Origin of the sequence: Paludibacter sp. 221 (assembly GCF_010501035.1) — a bacterium.
Taxonomy (GTDB): domain Bacteria; phylum Bacteroidota; class Bacteroidia; order Bacteroidales; family Paludibacteraceae; genus QVMH01.
The window spans coordinates 34,927-56,203 of record NZ_QVMH01000020.1 but is presented as its reverse complement, the minus strand read 5'-3'; the positions used below and the strand labels follow the sequence as shown (position 1 = coordinate 56,203).

At 38.9% G+C, this 21,277-nt stretch carries 15 protein-coding genes; 10 read left to right on the top strand and 5 right to left on the bottom strand.

Translation table 11 applies throughout. From position 1 onward, the window contains the following. Positions 1 to 7: 7 nt before the first annotated feature. The 3 genes from D0T49_RS06255 to D0T49_RS06245 all read right to left on the bottom strand — a co-directional run bounded on the left by D0T49_RS06255 (position 8) and on the right by D0T49_RS06245 (position 2,286). Positions 8 to 730 carry a carboxypeptidase-like regulatory domain-containing protein gene (locus D0T49_RS06255; protein ID WP_163629737.1) on the bottom strand — a complete coding sequence of 241 codons (723 nt, stop codon included), beginning with the start codon at positions 728 to 730 and terminating at the stop codon, positions 8 to 10. A 209-nt stretch (positions 731 to 939) separates the two neighbouring features. Beyond that, the gene (locus D0T49_RS06250; protein WP_163629736.1) at positions 940 to 1,575 is read right to left on the bottom strand and encodes a TatD family hydrolase; all 636 of its coding nucleotides are present in this window, start codon (positions 1,573 to 1,575) and stop codon (positions 940 to 942) included. Between the two features lie 135 nt (positions 1,576 to 1,710). After that, positions 1,711 to 2,286, bottom strand: a complete 576-nt coding sequence (locus D0T49_RS06245) for an RNA polymerase sigma-70 factor (RefSeq protein WP_163629735.1) — start codon at positions 2,284 to 2,286, stop codon at positions 1,711 to 1,713. Positions 2,287 to 2,809: 523 nt separating this feature from the next. Here D0T49_RS06245 and D0T49_RS06240 point away from each other — a divergent pair. The 9 genes from D0T49_RS06240 to D0T49_RS06200 all read left to right on the top strand — a co-directional run bounded on the left by D0T49_RS06240 (position 2,810) and on the right by D0T49_RS06200 (position 14,658). After that, entirely contained in the window at positions 2,810 to 3,418 is a 609-nt protein-coding gene (locus D0T49_RS06240; protein WP_163629734.1) for a TetR/AcrR family transcriptional regulator, read from the top strand. 242 nt (positions 3,419 to 3,660) lie between these two features. After that, positions 3,661 to 5,040: a TolC family protein gene (locus D0T49_RS06235; protein ID WP_163629733.1), complete on the top strand. Its 1,380-nt coding sequence runs from the start codon at positions 3,661 to 3,663 to the stop codon at positions 5,038 to 5,040. Positions 5,041 to 5,075: 35 nt separating this feature from the next. After that, complete coding sequence (locus tag D0T49_RS06230; RefSeq protein ID WP_163629732.1) at positions 5,076 to 6,104, top strand: efflux RND transporter periplasmic adaptor subunit; 1,029 nt, start codon at positions 5,076 to 5,078, stop codon at positions 6,102 to 6,104. Positions 6,105 to 6,246: 142 nt separating this feature from the next. After that, positions 6,247 to 9,402 (top strand): efflux RND transporter permease subunit, encoded by a 3,156-nt coding sequence (locus tag D0T49_RS06225; protein WP_163629731.1) that lies wholly within the window; start codon positions 6,247 to 6,249, stop codon positions 9,400 to 9,402. 126 nt (positions 9,403 to 9,528) lie between these two features. Beyond that, positions 9,529 to 9,822 (top strand): PG0541 family transporter-associated protein, encoded by a 294-nt coding sequence (locus D0T49_RS06220; RefSeq protein ID WP_163629730.1) that lies wholly within the window; start codon positions 9,529 to 9,531, stop codon positions 9,820 to 9,822. 227 nt (positions 9,823 to 10,049) lie between these two features. After that, the gene (locus D0T49_RS06215) at positions 10,050 to 11,210 is read left to right on the top strand and encodes a PCMD domain-containing protein (protein WP_163629729.1); all 1,161 of its coding nucleotides are present in this window, start codon (positions 10,050 to 10,052) and stop codon (positions 11,208 to 11,210) included. A gap of 15 nt (positions 11,211 to 11,225) precedes the next feature. Then, entirely contained in the window at positions 11,226 to 12,032 is an 807-nt protein-coding gene (locus D0T49_RS06210; RefSeq protein ID WP_163629728.1) for a porin family protein, read from the top strand. A gap of 66 nt (positions 12,033 to 12,098) precedes the next feature. Continuing rightward, entirely contained in the window at positions 12,099 to 12,794 is a 696-nt protein-coding gene (locus D0T49_RS06205; protein WP_163629727.1) for a calycin-like domain-containing protein, read from the top strand. Positions 12,795 to 13,038: 244 nt separating this feature from the next. After that, positions 13,039 to 14,658, top strand: coding sequence for a S41 family peptidase (locus D0T49_RS06200; protein ID WP_163629726.1), 1,620 nt, complete (start codon positions 13,039 to 13,041; stop codon positions 14,656 to 14,658). Between the two features lie 83 nt (positions 14,659 to 14,741). Here D0T49_RS06200 and D0T49_RS06195 read toward each other — a convergent pair whose 3' ends face one another. Next, positions 14,742 to 15,368, bottom strand: a complete 627-nt coding sequence (locus tag D0T49_RS06195; RefSeq protein ID WP_163629725.1) for a DUF4294 domain-containing protein — start codon at positions 15,366 to 15,368, stop codon at positions 14,742 to 14,744. 221 nt (positions 15,369 to 15,589) lie between these two features. On the opposite strand from D0T49_RS06195, the gene D0T49_RS06190 reads away from it, so the two are divergent. After that, a complete protein-coding gene (locus D0T49_RS06190) occupies positions 15,590 to 17,695 on the top strand; it encodes a M3 family metallopeptidase (protein ID WP_203583433.1) in 2,106 nt (701 codons plus the stop codon). Between the two features lie 363 nt (positions 17,696 to 18,058). On the opposite strand, the gene D0T49_RS06185 is transcribed toward D0T49_RS06190, so the two are convergent. Next, positions 18,059 to 21,118 carry a pectinesterase family protein gene (locus D0T49_RS06185; protein WP_163629724.1) on the bottom strand — a complete coding sequence of 1,020 codons (3,060 nt, stop codon included), beginning with the start codon at positions 21,116 to 21,118 and terminating at the stop codon, positions 18,059 to 18,061. Positions 21,119 to 21,277: the final 159 nt, after the last annotated feature.

Below are 21,277 nucleotides of genomic sequence, written 5' to 3'. Positions count from 1 at the left end.
TTATTCTTTATCGGTATTTTATATATACAGGCGCGTCAATCTCAACTATAGGGGTTGTACTTGCATTTGTAACGTTTACACTCCTGATTCCCTTATCGGTACCATCATCATAAATGTAAGGAACTCTGTTGTCGGCCTCGCTAAAAGCAAAAATCTCGTATTCTCCGTCTTCTATTTTTTCAAAAATAAATACACCATCTACGCTGGCGCGTACATCATCAAAATACTGCTCTGCTCCCTTCTTGCGGATATAAACCCGCTCACCAGGTGCCGGTTGTGAAATCAGACTTGTAATCTTAGCCTTTATTTCTCCTCTTATATATGTCTTACCGTACATTTTTCCGGTATGGATATAAATATCATCTGCAGTACCGATTTCTCCCTTTTTCACTGTCACCGTTTCTATTACAGCTTCTTTAAATCCATCCTGATATTCAGTATAGGCAAATACCTTGTAGGTACCTTTATGTAAATATTTGAATTTGAAATATCCATCAGGGCCTGTACGCATATCGTCGCTATACGGTTTTTCATCGCCATATTGGATATATACACGGACATCCTGAGCGGGAATTGTATCTTTTTCATGATTAAAGCTACCTCCATCCGGATGCAATACCTGATAAACAAATCCATCAACAGAGGCTGTTCCTCCCTCGCCTTCCTGATTCACACAAGAAAACAGCAAAAAAGGCAGTAGACAAAAGAATAAAATAGAATGTTTTTTCACAATATTATCATTTTTATAATGTTACAATTAAAATTCACTACAATTAAAAAAACTCTCTAATAACATTAGACACAAATTTCGGTTAAGAGTTTAAACGAAAGATGGAAAAATCAAAAATAAAGGTAAACAACTTTTCCCGCATCATATAATTTACGAACAATATTAACTGCAAACCAATAAGTACTAAAAATAAAACACTAAATTACAAGCTATAGACTATGCTTTTTCAATAATTCTCTCCCTGCACACAAATCCTCCACAGCACATTTTTTCACCATAGCTATTTTTTCATAAATATCGCCAATAGGCATGTCACTCTCGTCAGTTTCAATATACAAATTATCAATGGGGGTTATCCGTACACTATCTTCGTTGAAATGCTCTCCAAACGAGAGGCTACAACCTGCTTTCAGGGCTTGCTCTGCCAATTGGGGTTTACCTCTGAAACCATGAATAATCCAAAGCTGCTGAGGCTTTCGTCTCTTTCTGAGGTCGAAAAGCTCATTATAGCACCCTACACAATGAATAATTAAAGGCTTATGTTTACTTTCGGATAGGTTTATTTGTTTTTCAAAAATCTCAATTTGTCTCTCTATGTCAAACTTGCTGTTTTTATCCAAACCGCACTCTCCAATGGCAATCAAACGGCTGTCATCAGTCCACATTTTCATCATATCCATCAGTTCTGCAGAATAAACATCTAAATACCAGGGATGAAAACCAACCGAAAAAAAGCCTTTCATATCCGAACAAAAAATAGTATCTGCCTTAGCTATCGGCACATTATATATTACTGTGCCTATGTCATCTACTGCAAACTTATGAGAGTGAATATCTACAAACATTTTTCAACGTTTACTATTATCGTTCGCATGAATACAAAAATACGTAAAACAAACAAGAGCATTATATGTTTTCGCTCATTTTTTTATGCAAATAAGCATATTGAAAAACACAACCACTTATTTTTTACCGCAAAATCAAGAGAATAAATTAGGGAAATGGGGCGTTATAGCTGCAACTATCTTTTCTATCGCTATTTTCAACTGCACCCTTACCGTACTTTCCTGTAGCGATAGTATCTCTGCTATTTCCTTGTTTTTCAGACCATCATTTCTCGACATCATAAATATGATTCTACACTTTTCGGGAAGAGTATTGATAGTGTCTGACAATATCAATTCAATCTCTTTATCCTGCAATATATCATCAGGGGTTACATTCTCCTCTTTGCGATGATAGTGTACAGACAGTTTGAGTACATCCTCGTCTAACGAAATATGATTTTCTTTCTTAAGATTCGATAAATAGCGGATACTACGGTTTTTGGTAAGGACATAAAGCCATGTTTCGATATTCTTTATCTCAGGCAGTTTGGCTCTGGATTGCCATATTGAAAGAAATACGTCTGAAACAATCTCTTTGCAGGCTTCTTTTTCTCGAAGAAAATAAAGGGCAAAATGAAAGACCTGATCATAATACAAGTCATAAAAGCGATTGAATGCAGCTCTGTCACCAACCGACAATAAATTGAGTATTTCGTCAACATCTCTCATTAAAAAATGTAACTAAAACAGATAATATTCTAACAGTTAGGATATGAGGTATATCTTCCGAAAAAGCCTACCTTTTTCATATTGAACAATAAAAAGAATAAATACAATAATTTATATATAGTATAATTAGGATAGTCTAATTTTTTCAGCTATTTCTAAACTGCAATATTAATAATAAAAAACCGTATATTGATTATTTTATGCAAAAAAGAACATGTATCATTTGTTTTTCAGAAGGTTGCACAAATAAAACAATTAACAACAACCATATACATTTTTTGTTAGGCATTAGGCGATGCATAGCACACACTTTTATTTCCCGACTCCTCTCCGGCTTAATCTTATCAAAAAAAGGGAAACGTAGAAACTAAAAAACTTTAAAAGTTTCCAAAATATCATTTTTAAATCATTAACTAACAGAAGAATACAAATAATTAACATTTTTAAAACAAAAAGATATTAACAAAAACATGTTCTATAGCATAAATTTGAATACCTTTGCGAATCTCTAATAATTCTCTTAATGGAAAATCAATATGAAAAAATAGTAGAAACAGCAAAAAAGCTATTCCATCAATATGGAATAAGAAGTGTTACCATCGACAATGTTTGCGAAGAACTACGAATATCGAAGAAGACTTTTTACAACTATTTTGCACAGAAAGAAGATTTGGTAGATGCAGTACAGGACTATACGGAAAAACAGGTTTTTGCTAAACTTCGTGGTTTGCTGTATAGCAACAATGCCATAGAATCGCTCATCCTTATAATGAAAGAGATGAAAAAGGCTGTCGAATGTAAATCGCCCGTTATGTATTACGACCTGAAAAAGTATTATAGTCATATATACGAAAAACATGATAATATACGAAAAAAAGAAGTAAGCGATTGGTTCATGCTGAACATGCGGCAAGGAATAAAAGAAGGATTTTATCGCGATAATATCGACATCGAATTAATATCCATGTTTCATGCTTTGCAGTTGAGTACAACTTTCGCTGCGATGAAAGAACAGGCGCAAAATTATTCAAAAAGACGTATCCTCGATTTTTATATCGACTTAATCATTCGTCTTATTGCAAATGAAAAAGGAATAAAGTATTTCGAGGAACATTACTACAAAAATGAGTAAACAGATTTATTCATTTTATTCGTCGACAAAAACAAGATATTCGTCGATTTTGTAATGTGTAAATATTTAGTAGAAGCTACTTTTGCAGACATTAAAATAAAAATAGAAAAAAATTCAATTATATAATACCGGAAATTTAAAGCTGAGTTGTCATAGTGCTAAATAATACTCTGGAATTGTTCTTTGAACTATAGAAAAACTTAATAAATCATATTACTAAACTAATTAATTAGAAAAAGATTGTGAAACAGTTTAAAATCAAACAAGTATTTCTTGTCGTTTTGTTAAGCGGCTTATCTGTATTTGCAGTACAGGCACAAACACAAGAAGAGGCTCAGGTGCCGGATACTTTAGTTGTATCGCTTTCCGAAGCATTAGACATTGCTTTAAGTGAAAGCCCAACCATTAAAGTGGCCGATAAAGAAATTGAGCGGGTTCGCTATGCCAAAAGAGAAACCACAAGCGGATTTTGGCCTACAGTATCACTTTCGGGAGCATATCAACGCGCTTTAAAAAAGCAAAGAATGATGTTTGATATCCCCGGAATGCCTTCAAATCCTGATGGAATCGAAGTTGGACAAGACAATACCTTCACTGGAGGATTATCTGCTTCACTTCCTTTGATTGCACCCCAGTTATGGTCAGCAGTCAATTTGAGTGAACAACAGTTGGAACTATCCATCGAAACATCCCGTGCCTCAAAAATAGACCTGGTAAACCAAGTATCAAAAGCATATTATGGTATATTAATGGCACAAGACTCTTACAATGTAATCAAACGAAGCTATGATAATAGTGTTGAAAACGCACAAATCGTAAAAAACAAATTTGAACAGGGAACCGTTTCCGAATTCGAATGGATACGTGCTGATGTACAGGCACGTAGCGCTCTTACAAATGTAGTTTCGGCCGAAAGTGGAGTAACCCTTGCAACTCTTCAGCTAAAAATGCTAATGGGTATCAATATGTACACCGAAATAAAAGTTGTTGGTAAATTATCTGATTTTGAATCAACCATGTATGGTGATGTAATGGCAATAGACACTACTACCCTACAAAACAACACTGATTTGAAACAATTCGACTTACAGACAAAACAACTGGAACAATCGTTAAAGATAAACAAGAGCAGTGCTTTACCTACTTTGGGGCTGAATTTTGATTATAATATAATGTCGATGGTAAATGATGAACAAACCTTCACAGAAGATCACATATGGTTTGGTGTCTCTAATTTGAGCGTAGGTCTTTCCATTCCTTTGTTTCAAGGAGGTGCAAAACACCAGAAAAACAAACAAATAAAAGTTCAGCTTGACCAGATGGAATTAAACCGGTTGAATTTAGAGCGTGGCTTGCAACTTCAGGTGATTAATTATATGGAGAATATTAAAAAATCCTTGAAAAAGATAGAATCGGACAAACAAGCTATGAATCAAGCTGAAAAAGCAATGCAGATTTCGCAAAAAATGTACGAAGTGGGAATGGCGACATACCTCGATGTATCGAACTCGGAATTAGCTTACATCAATGCAGGATTATCTTACAACCAGTCAATTTATGAATATCTATCGAATAAGGCCGATTTGGAAAAAATCTTAGGCGATAGCTACAACAACAATTAAAAAAGTAAACAAACACAATTATAATTTACAAAAAGATGAAAAAGATACAATTTATCAGTATGTTGTTTCTGGCAGTTGCCATCGGTTTTTCTTCATGTGGTACGAAACAAGAAGAACAAACTCACTCTATTGCTGATGACGAAGGAAAACCAAAAGTCCGCCTTCAGGAAGTAACCAAAAGAGACGTTCCACAAACAGCAGATTTTACAGCTACCGTACAGCCCGAAATAAAAAACAATATTACATCACAATCGCCCGGACGTATCCGCAAACTAATGGTAGAAGTTGGCGACAATGTAAAAAAAGGACAAAAACTGGCTCAAATGGACGATGCCAACCTGGCAAATACGCGTACACAGATAAACAACATGCGAACCACTTATAACCGTGTAGCTGAATTGTACGAGGTAGGTGGTGCTTCGCAACAGGAATTGGACAACGCAAAACTCCAACTGGATATTGCGGAAATCAATATGAAAAATCTTGAAGAGAACACATCCCTGATTAGTCCTATCGACGGAATTGTAACCGCACGCAACTACGACGAAGGCGATATGTACAACGGACAGGTACCTGTATTTACAGTAATGCAAATAAGCCCGTTGAAATTAATAATCAACGTATCAGAATCGTACTACGCGAAAGTAAAAAAAGGTATGACTGTAGATGTTAAGTTTGACGTTTTCGGTGATGAAGTTTTTGAGGGAACTGTAAACCTGATTTACCCTACAATAGACGAAATGACACGTACTTTTACTACCGAAATTACTTTGCCTAACAAGGACTTACGCGTACGTCCGGGTATGTTCGGACGTGTAACAATCAACTTCGGAGTTGAAAACCGTGTAGTAGTACCCGACCAAGCTATAGTGAAGCAACCGGGATCAGGCGAACGCTTTGTTTACGTTTACAAAAACGGCAAAGTAAGTTACGACCGTGTAGAATTAGGACGCCGTTTCGGAAACGAATACGAATTAATATCAGGAGTAGAATCGGGCTCACAAGTAGTTGTTGCAGGTCAAACACGCTTGGCAAATGGTGCCGAAGTAGAAATTATTAAATAATTTACTATTCAGCTACTTTTACGGGATAGTATATCATTTTTTCAACGATATAACCCTGTAAATCAACAATTTCAGACAATAGAACTACAATTGTTTTATGCAGTTGTATATGGTAAATAACAAAATTGTAAATAAATAAAAAATGAGTATATACGAAAAGTCGGTGAAAAGGCCCATTATGACCACATTGATATTTGTGGCTGTATTTATTTTGGGTGTTTTTTCTGTAAGACAATTACCTATTGACTTGTTTCCCGATATCGAGATGAACTTCCTCATGGTAGTAACAAGCTATCCGGGAGCAAGTGCATCCGACATTGAAACAAACGTGACCCGTCCGTTGGAAAACGTATTGAATACTGTTTCCAATCTGAAAAACATCACTTCGCAATCGAAAGAAAACACTTCGATTATATCGTTGGAATTTGAATATGGTCTGGATATCGACGTCATAACGAACGATGTCCGGGATAAGCTCGAGATGGTAAAAAGTTATATGCCTGATGGAGCTACTACCCCGACAATCATGAAGTTTAGCGCCGATATGATTCCGATTATGCAGATTTCGGCAACTGCAAAAGAGAGTATGCCCGGATTGTACAAGATTCTGGATGATAATGTAGCCAACCAGTTGGCACGTATCGACGGAGTAGGTACAGTATCCATTGCGGGTGCACCTCAACGCGAAGTACAGGTATATATCGACCCTAACCGTTTGGAGGCATACAACCTGACAATCGAATCAATTTCGCAAAGCATTGCAGTCGAAAACATCAATACCCCTCTTGGAGCCATCGACATAGGTAGCGACACCTACTCAATGCGTGTAAACGGAGAATTTACCACCCCTTCTGAACTGAACAACGTGGTTGTAGGAAGCTATCTGGGTAAAAACATTTACCTGTCGGATGTAGCCGTAATACGCGACTCGCAAGAAGAACGTGCTCAAGAAAGTTATACCGACGGAGTACAAGGTGCGGTAATCGTTATACAAAAACAATCAGGATCGAACACAGTAGAAATTGTCAACAAAATACAGAAAGCGCTACCTGCTATACAGGAAAATCTACCTTCGGATATAAAACTCGATGTAATTATTGACGGTTCCGATAATATCAAAAATACGATCAATAGTTTGGTCGAAACAGTATTATTTGCGTTCCTGTTCGTTATTATTGTCGTACTGTTTTTCCTCGGACGCTGGCGTGCTACAGTTATTATTATCCTGACTATTCCACTATCGTTGGTAGCGGCATTCATTTACCTGTATGCTACAGGAAGTTCGCTGAACATTATCTCGTTAAGTGCCCTATCCGTTGCAATCGGTATGGTGGTGGACGATGCTATTGTGGTACTCGAAAACGTTACAACCCACATCGAACGTGGTAGCGAGCCCAAAAGTGCCTCTGTATATGCCACTCAGGAAGTAGCTATTTCGGTAGTAGCCTCTACCCTCACCCTTATCGCCGTATTCTTCCCATTAACATTAGTAGGTGGTATGGCAGGTGTAATGTTCAAGGAACTGGGCTGGATGGTTTGTATCATATTATTCGTGTCAACTACCTCGGCATTGACATTCACTCCTATGCTTTGCTCGCAAATGCTTCGATTAGACCGTAAGCAAAGTAAATTTGTGAAAACGATATATGGACCAATACAACGCTTTTTGGATGGATTGGACAACTGGTACGCCCGAATCCTGAATTGGTGTGTACGCCACCGTGGAGCTACACTTATCGGGGCTTTAGTATTCTTTATATTAAGTATGCTTCCTATGGCGCAAATCGGTATGGAAAGTATGCCGGCTTCGGACAGTTCACGTATCTCTATTACTTTGGAAATGCCGGTAGGAACCCGTACCGAAATTACTAAAGAGATAGCTAAAAAACTGAACGACAAGTGGACTGAAGACATACCCGAACTGATGCACATCAACTACACTGTAGGGCAAGCAGGTTCGGACAATACATGGGCTTCGATACAAACAAACGGTAGCAACATCGCAACATACAGTATCCGTTTGGTTGACCCTGCCGACCGTAATCGTACTGTTTTTGAAATTGCAGATATTATCCGCCAAGAGCTTGATAATATGCCTGAATTCCAAAAAGCAAACGTAACCACAGGTGGTGGTATGATGGGTGGCGAACAAACTGTTGATGTAGAAATCTACGGATACGACTTTGACGCTACCGGTGCAGTAGCCGAAGAACTGGCCGAAAGAATGAGAGAAATTCCTGGCTATACTAACGTGGTAATCAGCCGCGAGAAATACCAACCTGAATATCAGGTAGATTTCGACCGGGACAAACTGGCACTGAACGGTTTAAACATAGCAACAGCATCAACATTCCTGCGTAACCGTATCAACGGTGCTACAGCTTCGCTTTATCGCGAAGACGGAGAGGAGTATAAAATCCGTGTTGTATATGCACCGGAATACCGCCAGTCGATTGAAGACATCGAAAACATACTTATATACAACAATCAAGGTAAAGCAATCCGCCTGCGAGAATTGGGAACTGTTGTAGAACGATTCTCTCCACCGACTATCGAACGTAAAAACCGCCAGCGTGTAATTACAGTACAAGGAACCCTTTCGGGCTCAACGCTTGATAAGGTAGTTGCCGAAACAAACCGCCAAATTGCGGATATGGATATTCCGAGTGAAATCTCGTTCGACATTGGTGGTTCTTACGAAGATATGCAGGAAACTTTCGGCGACTTGGGTGCATTATTATTGATTATCATCATACTGGTATTTATTGTAATGGCAGCCGAGTTCGAATCGCTCACCTATCCGTTTGTGATTATGTTCTCCATTCCGTTTGCCCTATCAGGAGTTGTGCTCCTGCTATGGATATCAGGAACTACCTTGAGTACCATGTCATTGATTGGAGTAATCATGCTGGTGGGTATAGTGGTGAAGAATGGTATTGTGCTTGTAGACTATATCAACCTGTACCGAGGACGCAACATTGGCATTATCAAATCGGTAGTTGATGGAGGTAGGTCACGTCTTCGTCCTGTATTGATGACTACATTAACAACCATACTCGGTATGCTCCCAATGGCGATAGGAATAGGCGAAGGTTCAGAATTGTGGCAACCAATGGGGGTTGCAGTTATTGGAGGTCTGACAGTATCTACCGTATTAACATTAGTTGTAGTACCTGTATTCTATGCTATATTTGCCGGAAACGGAGTGAAACGTAACCGCAAAAAATTCAGGAAGCTGTACGGAGAAAAAGATGCTGAAGCTATTCGTGCATACGAAGAAAGCGGAATGAGTATATAACACATAGTAAAACAAGTAAGCGGGTTGACGAGTAAACAAGAACTCTATACAAAAGAAATTTTTCTCTTCTTTTTAAAATAAATTTTTGTTTACTCATCACCCCCCTTTACTAAAAACATAATAAATATGAAATCAGTATTTATAGCATTCGAACAATCGTTGGAGGAACGTGTATTGGCTATATTAAGCCATCGGAACATACGCGGATTTACATTATGGAATAGTGTATTAGGCACAGGAAGCAAAACCGGCGATCCGCACATGAATTCTCACGCATGGGCACAACAAAACTCCGCTATTATGACCATAGTGGAAGATGAAAAGGTTCAACCGCTGTTAGAAGCCTTGGAAGAACTTAACCAAAAACGGCCGCTGTTAGGTATCCGTGCTTTCGTGTGGACTATCGAAGGAGGCATGTAAAAAAACAAAGACAGACTTTATATTCTCTTAAAACCAACAAAACTATATCATAAATTTTTTATAGTTTTGTTGGCTGTTTTTAAATGGATAGTAAGAGGTTGTTTAAATTTTACAAAAAAGGACATAATTTATTGCGAAAAAGACATATTAAAACTATAACAGTTTCTTTGTGAAAAATTTAAACAACCTCTTAGTAAATTTCAACAATATAATCAAACACGATTATTATGATAAAGTTTTACATTCGTACAATCGCTGCTTTTCTGGTCGGTATCTCCCTATTCTCGTGCGAACGAGGCGAACTACTGAACGCTGAGGCCGATATTATAGAAGTAGTATTACCCACAGGGATGAAAGCAGGCAAGCCTATCATTACCAATGATAAGGTACGTATTCCCAACATGACTACAAACCAAGCCGACAGCTTGGAATTTGTAGAACAACTTAAATCTCTAACTCTCAAATTTGAACTAACTCCCGGAGCCACCATTTCGGACGAAGGGATTCAAAAAGATTTTAACCAGCCACAACAATATACAGTAACATCGGAAGACGGAGAATGGCAAAAAACATATGATATAATTTTCTACGTCCCTATTTTTGAACAATATGAATTTGATTTCACCTATTTCGAACCTGCACTTCCACCTAGCAAACCATTTTACATATTTTATGAGGTAGATACCCAGACAGGGGTAAAACAATATGTTTGGGACTCGGGCAATATCGGCTTTGCTATGACAGCCGGAACACAGCCTGCCGATGCCTATCCTACTACAACTACCCTTAATGGAAAAACAGGCACAGGAGCTAAGTTAGTAACTCGGTCAACAGGTTATCTCGGATCCAAATTCAGAATGCCAATTGCTGCCGGAAACTTATTTTTAGGTTATTTTAATATTAACGATGCAACCAGTAAACCACTGGAAGCTACACAATTCGGGGTTCCTACTATAATGGACAATCCAAAGGAAATAACGCTTTGGTGTAAATATCAGGCCGGAACCGAATACAAAGATAAAAAAGGAAATATACTAAACATCGTCGATTATCCCGAAATTTATGCAGTATTGTACGAGCCGGAAAAAGACGAAAACGGAAATCCAATAAAACTGAATGGTACAAACATTAGAACAGCCAGTAACATAATATCGTTGGCCGTTATGAACGAAGAACATGTAAAACAAATAAGGGTAAACGACATAGAGAATGATGATTATAAGTACATAAGTATCCCGTTTGAACAAAAAGGCGAATTCGACGTACAAAAGCAAAAACAAGGACTATACTATATTACTATAGTTTTTTCCTCGAGTGCTAAAGGTAACCTGTTCGAAGGAGCAGTAGGAAGTACGCTTTGTATAGATGAGGTAACGTTTGTCAAATAAAAATGATTGAACAACATGAAAATAAAACTATTCCACATATTACTTTTAGCGTGTGTATTCTTTATTCTGCCCATTACAGCCCAATCGTCGGACGAAAACCCAACCAAAAGCTGGGAAGATATTGACGATCAAACACACGGAATTATACGCTCCTTTTTAGTCGGTGTAGAATACAGGGTAAAAGCAGGAATAGCCATCGGAGGTACTGCTCCCCTACCCATTCCCTTAGAAATAAGAGAAGTAAAAGGCTTTAACCCACTCATAAACACTTCAGTAGAAGCTGAAATAGTAAAAACATTCAATGAGCCATTTGGCTTGAGTTTCGGACTCCGGTTGGAAACAAAGGGAATGAAAACGAATGCTTCGGTAAAAAACTACAGCATGAAAATAACCGAAGGTAACAGTGAAATATCCGGCGTATGGACAGGTATGGTTGAAACCCAAGTAAGTAATTCATACCTGACTATACCAATCCTGTTTGTGTGGAAACCAAGTAAACGTTGGGAGATAAAATTAGGTCCATATGGCTCGTACGCACTTACCCGCAACTTCACAGGACAAGTTTACGACGGTTATTTGCGTGTAGGTTCCCCCATCGGAGAAAAAATTGAACTTAATAGAGCAATATACGATTTTTCGGCCGACTTATCACATTGGGATTGTGGGCTTCAGTTAGGAACCGATTTTCGTGCCTTCCCACACTTGATGGCAGGAATAGACCTTACGTGGGGAGTAAAATCTATCTTCAAAAAAGGATTTGAAACCATCACATTTGATATGTATCCTATATTCATACGGCTGAATTTCGGGTATGCTTTTTGATACAATAAACTCCACATATTCAAATAACAAAACAACTTGAATTATCAACTAAAAAACAATTTTATTATGAAAAAAATTTTACTTATCTGCTTAAGTGCATTATGTTTTCTTTCATTCGATATCAAAGCCGAAGATATATCCGGAACATATAGAGGAAATCTTACCGTCGTACTGGATAATGAAGTTCTCCCGAATACTGATATCACATTAAGTAAGGAGCAAGATGGAGATACATATTCATTGAGTATAAAAAATTTCAACTTTAAAGGCCTACCTTTAGGTGACCTCAAAGTTGGTGGAATCACAAGAAGCAATGATGCCAATGGTATGGTAGATTTATCGAAAGCAGGTTATTCAGACGGACCAAAAGTAGCTCTTATCGAAGGGCTTCCTGCAGAACCAACATATATTTTCTTTACTTCAGCAAGTATTTTAAACGGAAATTTGGAATTGCGACTAGACATACAAGGCGATCCCGTTACAACCCCTACTGAAGATACACGAATCACTCTTGTTGATTTTGTGGGCGACAAAATAGCAACAGGTATCTCCACTCCGAAAAACAATCCGTTGACGATATATCTACCTAACCCATCAACATTGCAAATACCGGAAGGTAACGGAAATTACACTATTTACAGTACCTGCGGAGCCGAAGTACAATCGGGCATAATTGAAAACAATACGGTAGATATAGCTAATCTGAAATCAGGTATATACATTATCAAGACTGACAAACAGGTTGCTAAGTTTATCAAATAACAATTTAGGATAATGTGTAAGGCAGATACTAAAATTGTATAAAAATATAGTTTCATTTTTCTGCACCTTTTGAAAATACCATTTTAATTCAGAAAACTGATGGAAAACGAATCCATCAGTTTTTTATTTTTCATATATTACATAAAAAACTAAAAAACAGAAACACTAAAGCATGTTTCAAATAAAAGAGTATTATTTTTTTGCTAACTTTGTTCGATAATTGAAAACAACAAATCAGAAAAGGATGAAAAAAAACTCATATATTGCATTAGTCATATTCCTATGTATAGTATGTGGTGTATTGCTCGGTAATATCATGGCACGCCGTGCAAATATGCACAACAATATCACCTCATTTTCAAACATAGTAAAAAAGCTGGGGAAAGGCAGTAAGGTAGACGAATTGCTTTCGTTAATTGATGTGCAGTATGTCGATACTGTGAATATCAATAAACTCACGGAAGATGCTGTTATCTCCATCATGGCCGACCTCGACCCCCACTCGGTATATATTCCGGCTTCGGAACTGGAAGTTGTCAACAGCGAGCTGGAAGGCAGCTTTGGCGGAATTGGCGTTCAGTTTAATATACAGAGCGATACGATTATGGTTGTAGGCGTCATCAGCGGAGGCCCATCCGAGAAAGCAGGATTATTGGCTGGCGACCGGATTATTGAAGTGGATGATTCGGTATTTGTAGGTGACATTATCAGCGACCAAAAAGTAATGAAAAAACTACGAGGCCCTAAAAATACAAAAGTTAAACTGGGGATTAAACGTTACGGCACGCCCGAAACACTCTATTATACCATCACCCGGGGCGATATACCTATTACCTCCATCGACATATCGTACATGATAGCGCCCGAAGTAGGATTCATCCGTGTTAATAAATTCTCGGCAACCACATACAACGAATTCTTAAACGGGCTGGCCAAACTAAGAAACCAAGGAGCAAAAAAACTAATTATCGACCTGCGTGGCAATAGTGGTGGACTGATGGATCAGCCTATCACAATGGTAAATGAATTTCTGCCTCGGGGCGAAATGATTGTATATTCCGAAGGAAAAGCATACCCACGCGACGATTACCGTGCAAACGGAAGCGGCAGTTTTATAAATTATCCGTTAGTAGTACTGATAGATGAGTTTTCGGCTTCTGCCAGTGAAATTTTTGCAGGAGCAATCCAAGACAACGACAGAGGCTTGATTATCGGCCGCCGCTCTTTCGGTAAAGGGCTGGTACAACAACAAATACCATTCTCCGATGGTTCTGCCGTACGGTTAACCATAGCAAGATACTATACCCCAACCGGACGAAGCATACAAAAACCTTATGAACGGGGGAAAAGCGAAGAATACGAACAAGATATAGTAAACCGCTACATGCATGGCGAATTTTATACTATGGATAGCATCCACCTGGCAGATTCATTAATTTACCACACCCCCAAAGGTAAAGTTGTATACGGCGGTGGCGGAATTATGCCCGACATATTTGTTGCACGTGATACTACAGAATACAGCCCCTACCTCAATCGTATCATAAACTATGGCTATACTTACCAGTTTGCCCTGCAATATGCCGACCGCAATCGCGAAAAACTTAACCTGTATAAATCCGACTGGCAAGATATGGAGAGTTATCTGGACAAACAAAATATACTGAACGAATTTGTGGCATTTGCCGAAACAAAGGGAGTAAAAGCACAATGGAAAGAGATTAATAAATCGAAGCGTATAATCGACCGTCAGCTTAAAGCATATATAACCCGGAATATTATGGGAGATGATGGTTTTTATCCTATCTTCTACAAAGATGATGAAACCATACAAAAGGCGTTGGAAGAACTCAACAAGATGTAAAAACATATTTTGAACAACTAAAATAACAGAGGCGTTAAATTGTAGTTTTAACGCCTCTGTTATTATATAAGCCTAACACAGTATCACAATTGCCCAGACTCTACAAGTGCAATTACCCTTTCGATAATACGGTCTTCGTCCCTGCTGGTGTCATATCCGGCTTTCAGGTCGGCTCCAAATATCTTGGCTATTCCCTGCCAGAAAAATGCAGAGAAACCTCCTCTGTAAATCTTTATCAGGTTAAAAGAGCTTTGGTCGCACTCGCGGTCAATCAATTTTATCAACATTTTTCCCTGACTGAAAGTCATGTTTCGTAAATCGGCTTCATATTTTTTGAAAAGCTCCTTTTCGTATTCCTCCAGATAATCTTTCCGTGCATTATCATCAGGCAAAGTCATCAGGTATTGGTTTGTAGCAATAAGCTCCGACGATACCAACTTGGCATATGGAAGCGTCCGTTTTACATCACGTACCGTTTTCCAATAAAACTTTTCTTCTTTCTTATTCTTGAAAACCATTGGAGGATAAACCACCACTTCGCGGATGCTTGCAAGGAAAATAGTATCGTTACCATTAATCTGAACACGCAGACTAACCCCTTCGGAAGAAGATAAAGAGCCTTTTTCATGTTTATTTTCATGTGCCGACTGAGCATGAAGCTGAAATGAAAAGACTAAAAACAATGGTAAAATCCGACTTAATTTCTTCATACATGCAAATTTATAACGAAGATATCAGATTACAATTTCTGTTCCAAACATATTTAAGAAATGAAAATAAATTAATGTTTTTTTAAACAACTAACTTTTAAATACTATTTGTGGCATTTTGGCAATATTTTTGTATAAAAGCATACAGTAATGAAACACTACATGGAAAGATAAAAATACTTATCTTTGCGTGAATGAAAAATCCCAAAAAACATATAAAAATGAAAAAAGGACTATTAATTATTATGACAGGAATTATCTTGGCCGGATGCAGTAGTAATACTGCTGACAACGGCAATCCGTTTTATGAAAAATATACAAACAAATACGGTGCTCCGCCGTTCGAGCAAATTAAGCTTGAGCACTTCCTGCCTGCTTATCAGGATGGAATAAAACAACATCAGGAAGAAATAGACGCTATTGCCAATAAGAAGGCAAAACCTACTTTCAAGAACACAATAGAAGCATTAGATTACAGCGGAGAACTACTAAACAAAGTAGCGGCGGTATTCAATAACCTGAACTCGGCCGAAACCTGTGACGAGATGCAGGCTATTGCCCGCGAAATTACCCCGCTTGTTACCGAGCATTATGATAACATGTACATGAACGAGAATCTCTTCAAAAGGGTGGAAACACTGTACAATAATCGCGAAAACTTAAACCTGACCGGTGAACAGAACCAACTGCTTGAAAAATATTACAAAAATTTCATCCGTCAGGGAGCAGCACTGAGCGAAGCCGATAAAGATAAGCTACGCGAGATAAACAAGGAGCTTAGTCTGGCATCATTAACTTTCGGTCAAAATATATTGGCTGAGACTAATAGCTATAAAAAATATGTAAAAAGCGAAAAAGAACTTGCCGGTTTACCCGAAAGTGTACGTCAGGCTGCTGCCGAAGCTGCAACCGCCGCCGGACACAAGGGAGAATGGCTGTTTACTACCCAAAAATCGAGCTTTATCCCTGTATTACAGTATTCTGAAAACCGCCAACTGCGCAAAGAGTTATTGACAGCATACAATAATCTGGCTAACAATAATAATGAGAATGACAACAAGGAGAATGTAAATAAAATAATCAAGCTTCGCGTAGAACGTGCCAACCTGCTTGGGTATAAAACTCCGGCTGATTTCATACTTGAAAACACAATGGCAAAAAACAGCGAAACGGTTTACGATTTTCTGGATGAAGTATGGCAGCCTGCTTTGAAAAAAGCAAAATTGGAAGCACGCGACCTGCAAAAAATGATGGATAAAGAGAAAAAAGGCGAAAAACTGCAAGCATGGGACTGGTGGTATTATGCTGAGAAGCTCCGCCAACAAAAATACGACTTGGATGAAGAAGAGCTCCGCCCATACTTCAAGATGGAAAACGTTCGACAAGGCGCTTTCGACCTTGCCGGAAAACTATTCGGGCTTCGCTTCAAAAAACTGGAAGACATGCCTATTTATCATCCTGATGTAGAAGTATTTGAGGTTAGCGATGCTAATGGTTCTCTTATAGGAATTTTATATACCGACTATTATCCACGTGCGGGCAAACGCGCAGGTGCATGGATGAGCAGTTTTCTGAAACAATACAAGAAAGATGGTGTTAACCAACGTCCTATTATTACCAATGTAGGTAACTTCACTAAACCTACTGCTGATAAACCCTCCCTGCTTAGCATGGACGAAGTTGAAACTCTTTTCCACGAGTTTGGACATGCGCTTCACGGGCTGCTTTCGCAATGTACCTATCCGAGCTTAAGCGGAACGAGCGTACCACGCGATTTTGTGGAGCTTCCATCCCAAATTATGGAAAACTGGTGTTTCGAGCCTCAGGTAATGAAAACGTATGCCCGCCATTACGAAACAGGCGAAATTATCCCCGACGAACTGATTGAAAAAATTCAGAACGCAGGTACTTTCAACCAAGGATTTGTAATGACCGAATTATTATCGGCATCGCTACTTGATATGGACTACCACACTATCAGCTCGACCGAACCTTTCGATGTGGAAACATTCGAGAAATCATCGCTTGATAAAATCGGGCTAATTCCGGAAATAGTGGTACGCTACCGCAGTACCTATTTCAACCATATTTTTGCAGGAGGATATGCTGCCGGATACTATAGCTACACATGGTCGGCTGTGCTGGATGCCGATGCATATCAGGCTTTTAAAGAAACAGGCGATATTTACAACCAAGAAGTAGCTGCTTCGTTCCGCAAAAACATACTTGAAAAAGGCGGAAGCGAAGACCCAATGAAATTATACATGGACTTCAGAGGTAAACAGCCAAGTTCTGATGCCTTATTAATAAAAAGAGGATTGAAATAATAGTAGCTACAAGCCTTATACATTATACAAAAAAGCCGGTGAATAAATAATTTCACCGGCTTTTTTGATTCATATAATCATCAATTATCTCTATTTCAACGGATTTGTAATCAGTCGTGGTCGGAAGATTTTAGGCATTAAAATAATCATGATTTTAAGGGCTGTAAGCCCGTTTTAATTCAGCCCAATGGCAAAGCGAAGCGTCGCCTTGGGTTTAAATAAATTAACTATTCAGCGNCTAAGTTTGCTATTGCAAACCAACCCAAGGCGACGCTTCGCTTTGCCGTTGGGCTAAAATAACTTGCCACTTCGTGGCGAAAAAATCTTCCGACCACGACTGATTTGTAATCCTAAGGGACAAAACTAATCAATCTTCTGTATCTTTTGGGTTATTTGTTTTCCATCGGATAAATTCAAACTCAACAAATAAAGCCCTGATGTAAATGAAGATGTGTTCAACGATAAACTGTAGTTTCCGGCCTGTTGGTTTATTTGCTCCAATTCATCTACTAAAACACCATTAAGGCTATAAATCGCAATTTTCACATCCGAAGTATCTGTCAGGTTATAGCTGACAGATATTGTTTCGGTAAACGGATTGGGAAAACAAACCATCTGAGATAAAGCAGACGTACTATTTACTTCATCAATAGAAGTAATCGGTAATAAGTCATCATCGGGTGTAGATTTTGGCATCCAGTCGGCAGCAAAACTTGGGTCGGTATCTTTGCTCAAAACATTCTGAATAGTATATACAGCACCTTCAGCAGCATCGGTAATCACACGGCCTTCGTTAGCACGTTTGCTTAAACGTTCGGTTGTAGCCCCATCACCTGTGGACTGGTACTCCACAAAAACAGGATTCAATCCACCATTCATCGTAGTCCATCCTTTTTCGTTCAGGGTAGCCGGAGCTTCGCAACGGATAAATGCTGATTTTGGCTGATTCTGCCAAGGGCGTCCGTAGAAAAATTCTTTGAAAGTAACTCCGTCGAAATCTACATAATCAGTAGCGGGCGCAGTCAGCTTACAATCGAAAAACACCATGCCGAATTTTGAAGTTTTCTCGGTTGCAGGGGCAGTCAGTACGCTCTGGTTGCGGTTTACATACGTGGTACACTGGTCGAAAACAACTGTCTGGCGGCCAAAAATAAAGTCAACATTACCTTCGATATAGCAGTTTTTTAAATAAGCGCGTCCTATACTGTTGCCAAGATAAGTATCCTGATAACCAGTAATGCGGCAATTATAAAATGCCTGACGGTCGCCTTGTGTTTTAAGGGCTACAGCTTGTGTATCTTTATTTATAGCTGCATTCACTTTCGAGTTTACAAAAGTATTCTGTATAGTAATATTAATTGCCGTAAAATCGTCAGCCATAATAGCCATTGTTTGCGAGTTGCTTGTTCCCCAAGTTCCTCCGCCCGGTTTTTCCTGTCCGGCATAAGTGTTGTGAGTTATTATAGTTGTCTCTGCATTCTCTCCTACCAGATATACATTTACTTTTCCGGCATTCAATGTTGGGCGTTCGTTATAGGTGCCCGACTTAATGCGGATAATCCATCGTCCGGTATAGTTGGCGGGCACAGCATCAAAAGCCGCTTGTACTGTAGTATAATCTCCCGTACCATCCTGATTGATTATTTTTTCCACATCCGGGTCGGTTGCTTTGGTGGTTACTTCCAACGTGTTTCCATAGGCTGTACCTGTGCTGTTTACAGCATAAGCACGTACATAGTATTTTGTTTCGGGCTGCAAGTTGTCTACAAATACTTTATAAGTACCCAAACCACTTCCTGAAGATTTTTTATTCGTTGTTATAGTCGGGTTTTCACTTGTTCCCCACACAACGCCACGCTCAGTTACTTCAGTACCACCCCATTGAGCCACTTTACCCGAAATTTCAAATGACACATTACGAATATTGCTGCTACTTGATGTTTCGACAGTTGGTACTACTAACTCGGACAAGGTGGTAAACGACACCTCGTTGCCATAGGCAACTCCTGCTTTATTCGTCGCATAAGCACGGACATAATAAGTTGTACCTGCCGTTAACCCGGTCAATGTCGATTCAAAACTACCTGCGCCTTCCCCGTCAATTGTTTTATTATCTGCTACAGTAGGGTTAGACACAGTGCTCCATACCACACCCCGCTCGGTAACAGCAGCTCCACCATCGTTCGATACATTTCCACCCGAAATAGCTGTAGTGGTAGAAACGTAGCTTACCGATGTAACTGTACTAACTTCGGCAGGGTCGGCCGTTGCTCCAAACAATGTACCCGAAATAGTAACATCACGCAGCGCAACAAGTTTCCACGTTTCGGCCTGAGTATTAAACGGATAGACACGCAGATAACAGGTTTCGCCTGTGGCTATTTCCAATGGGGTATCAAGTGTCATATTCCAGCTTTGCAGCTCGGTAGCAACCAAAGCTGTAGCTGTTTTTATTTCGGTTTTGTTTGCAAAAGTCTCATCTTTCGATATATATACAGCCGCTTTCAGATTGTTGGTAGAAAAAGCTGATATCATCAACGAGATATTTTTCACGGTTAAAGTTGCCCCGGCTTTGGGCGAAACTGCAAATTGTGCATATATGTTTTCCTGTATATCTGTACCGGCTTCCCAAGCACTACTTGTTGCTGTGGTACAAATTGTACCATTTTTCACTGCCACACCACCGATAGTTGCATCGCCATCGCGATATCCGTAAACTTTAGCATCTGCCCCAAACGACATATCTCCGGCAAGCAAAGCGCCGCTTATTACAGGGCTTGTGTTTTCGACAAAAGCCCATTTTACATTTGCCGGAACTTCAGTAGCCTCGGTTGTTCCCGATATAGACACATCTTTCAGGCACAGGTATTTTCCTGTAGTAACCGATTTATAATAAGGATATATACGGAAATAGATTTTTTCTCCCGCCTTGAGGATAGCATCTATATTTTCTACCTTCATTTCTTCGTAACCATCTCCACTATCACGGGTCAAATCCGTATTCTTGCGGTAATCTATCTGAGTCCGCTTAGCAAAAGTAGGGTCGGTAGAGTAGTAAAAATTAGCCCTCATATTACTCCCACCTTTTCCACAAACGAAAGCCGAAATTTCTTTAGCTGTCAAAATACTTCCTTCTTTTGGAGTAACCGAAAACTCGATATACACATTGGCATCTTCTGCCGTATGCCAGTTCGTACTCCCTCCTTCTGCCAGCATTAAAACCAAGGTTGACTCCGGCCCTCCGTAATTGTAAGCTGCAAGCCCTTGAAGTTTAATTCCACCATTTTCAAGTTGTCCGCTATAGGCTGCGGTTTGTTCTGTGCTGCTACTCAGCGGCCAAACAACAGAAGCTGCATCCTGCGAACTTGCATTGAAGCAAATAAATAAGACCGATAACAAAAGAAAAAATAAATGTTTCTTCATGAATTAAATTATTTTTAGTGTTGATATTTACTTTTATCTGAATACAAATATATAAGTAAACATAAAACGAAATGTTGAATTTTTATCATTTATAAGTAGAATAATTGACGAGGGAGGGAAAAGGGAAAAGTCTACGCGCCCGATAATTATTACGTAGTT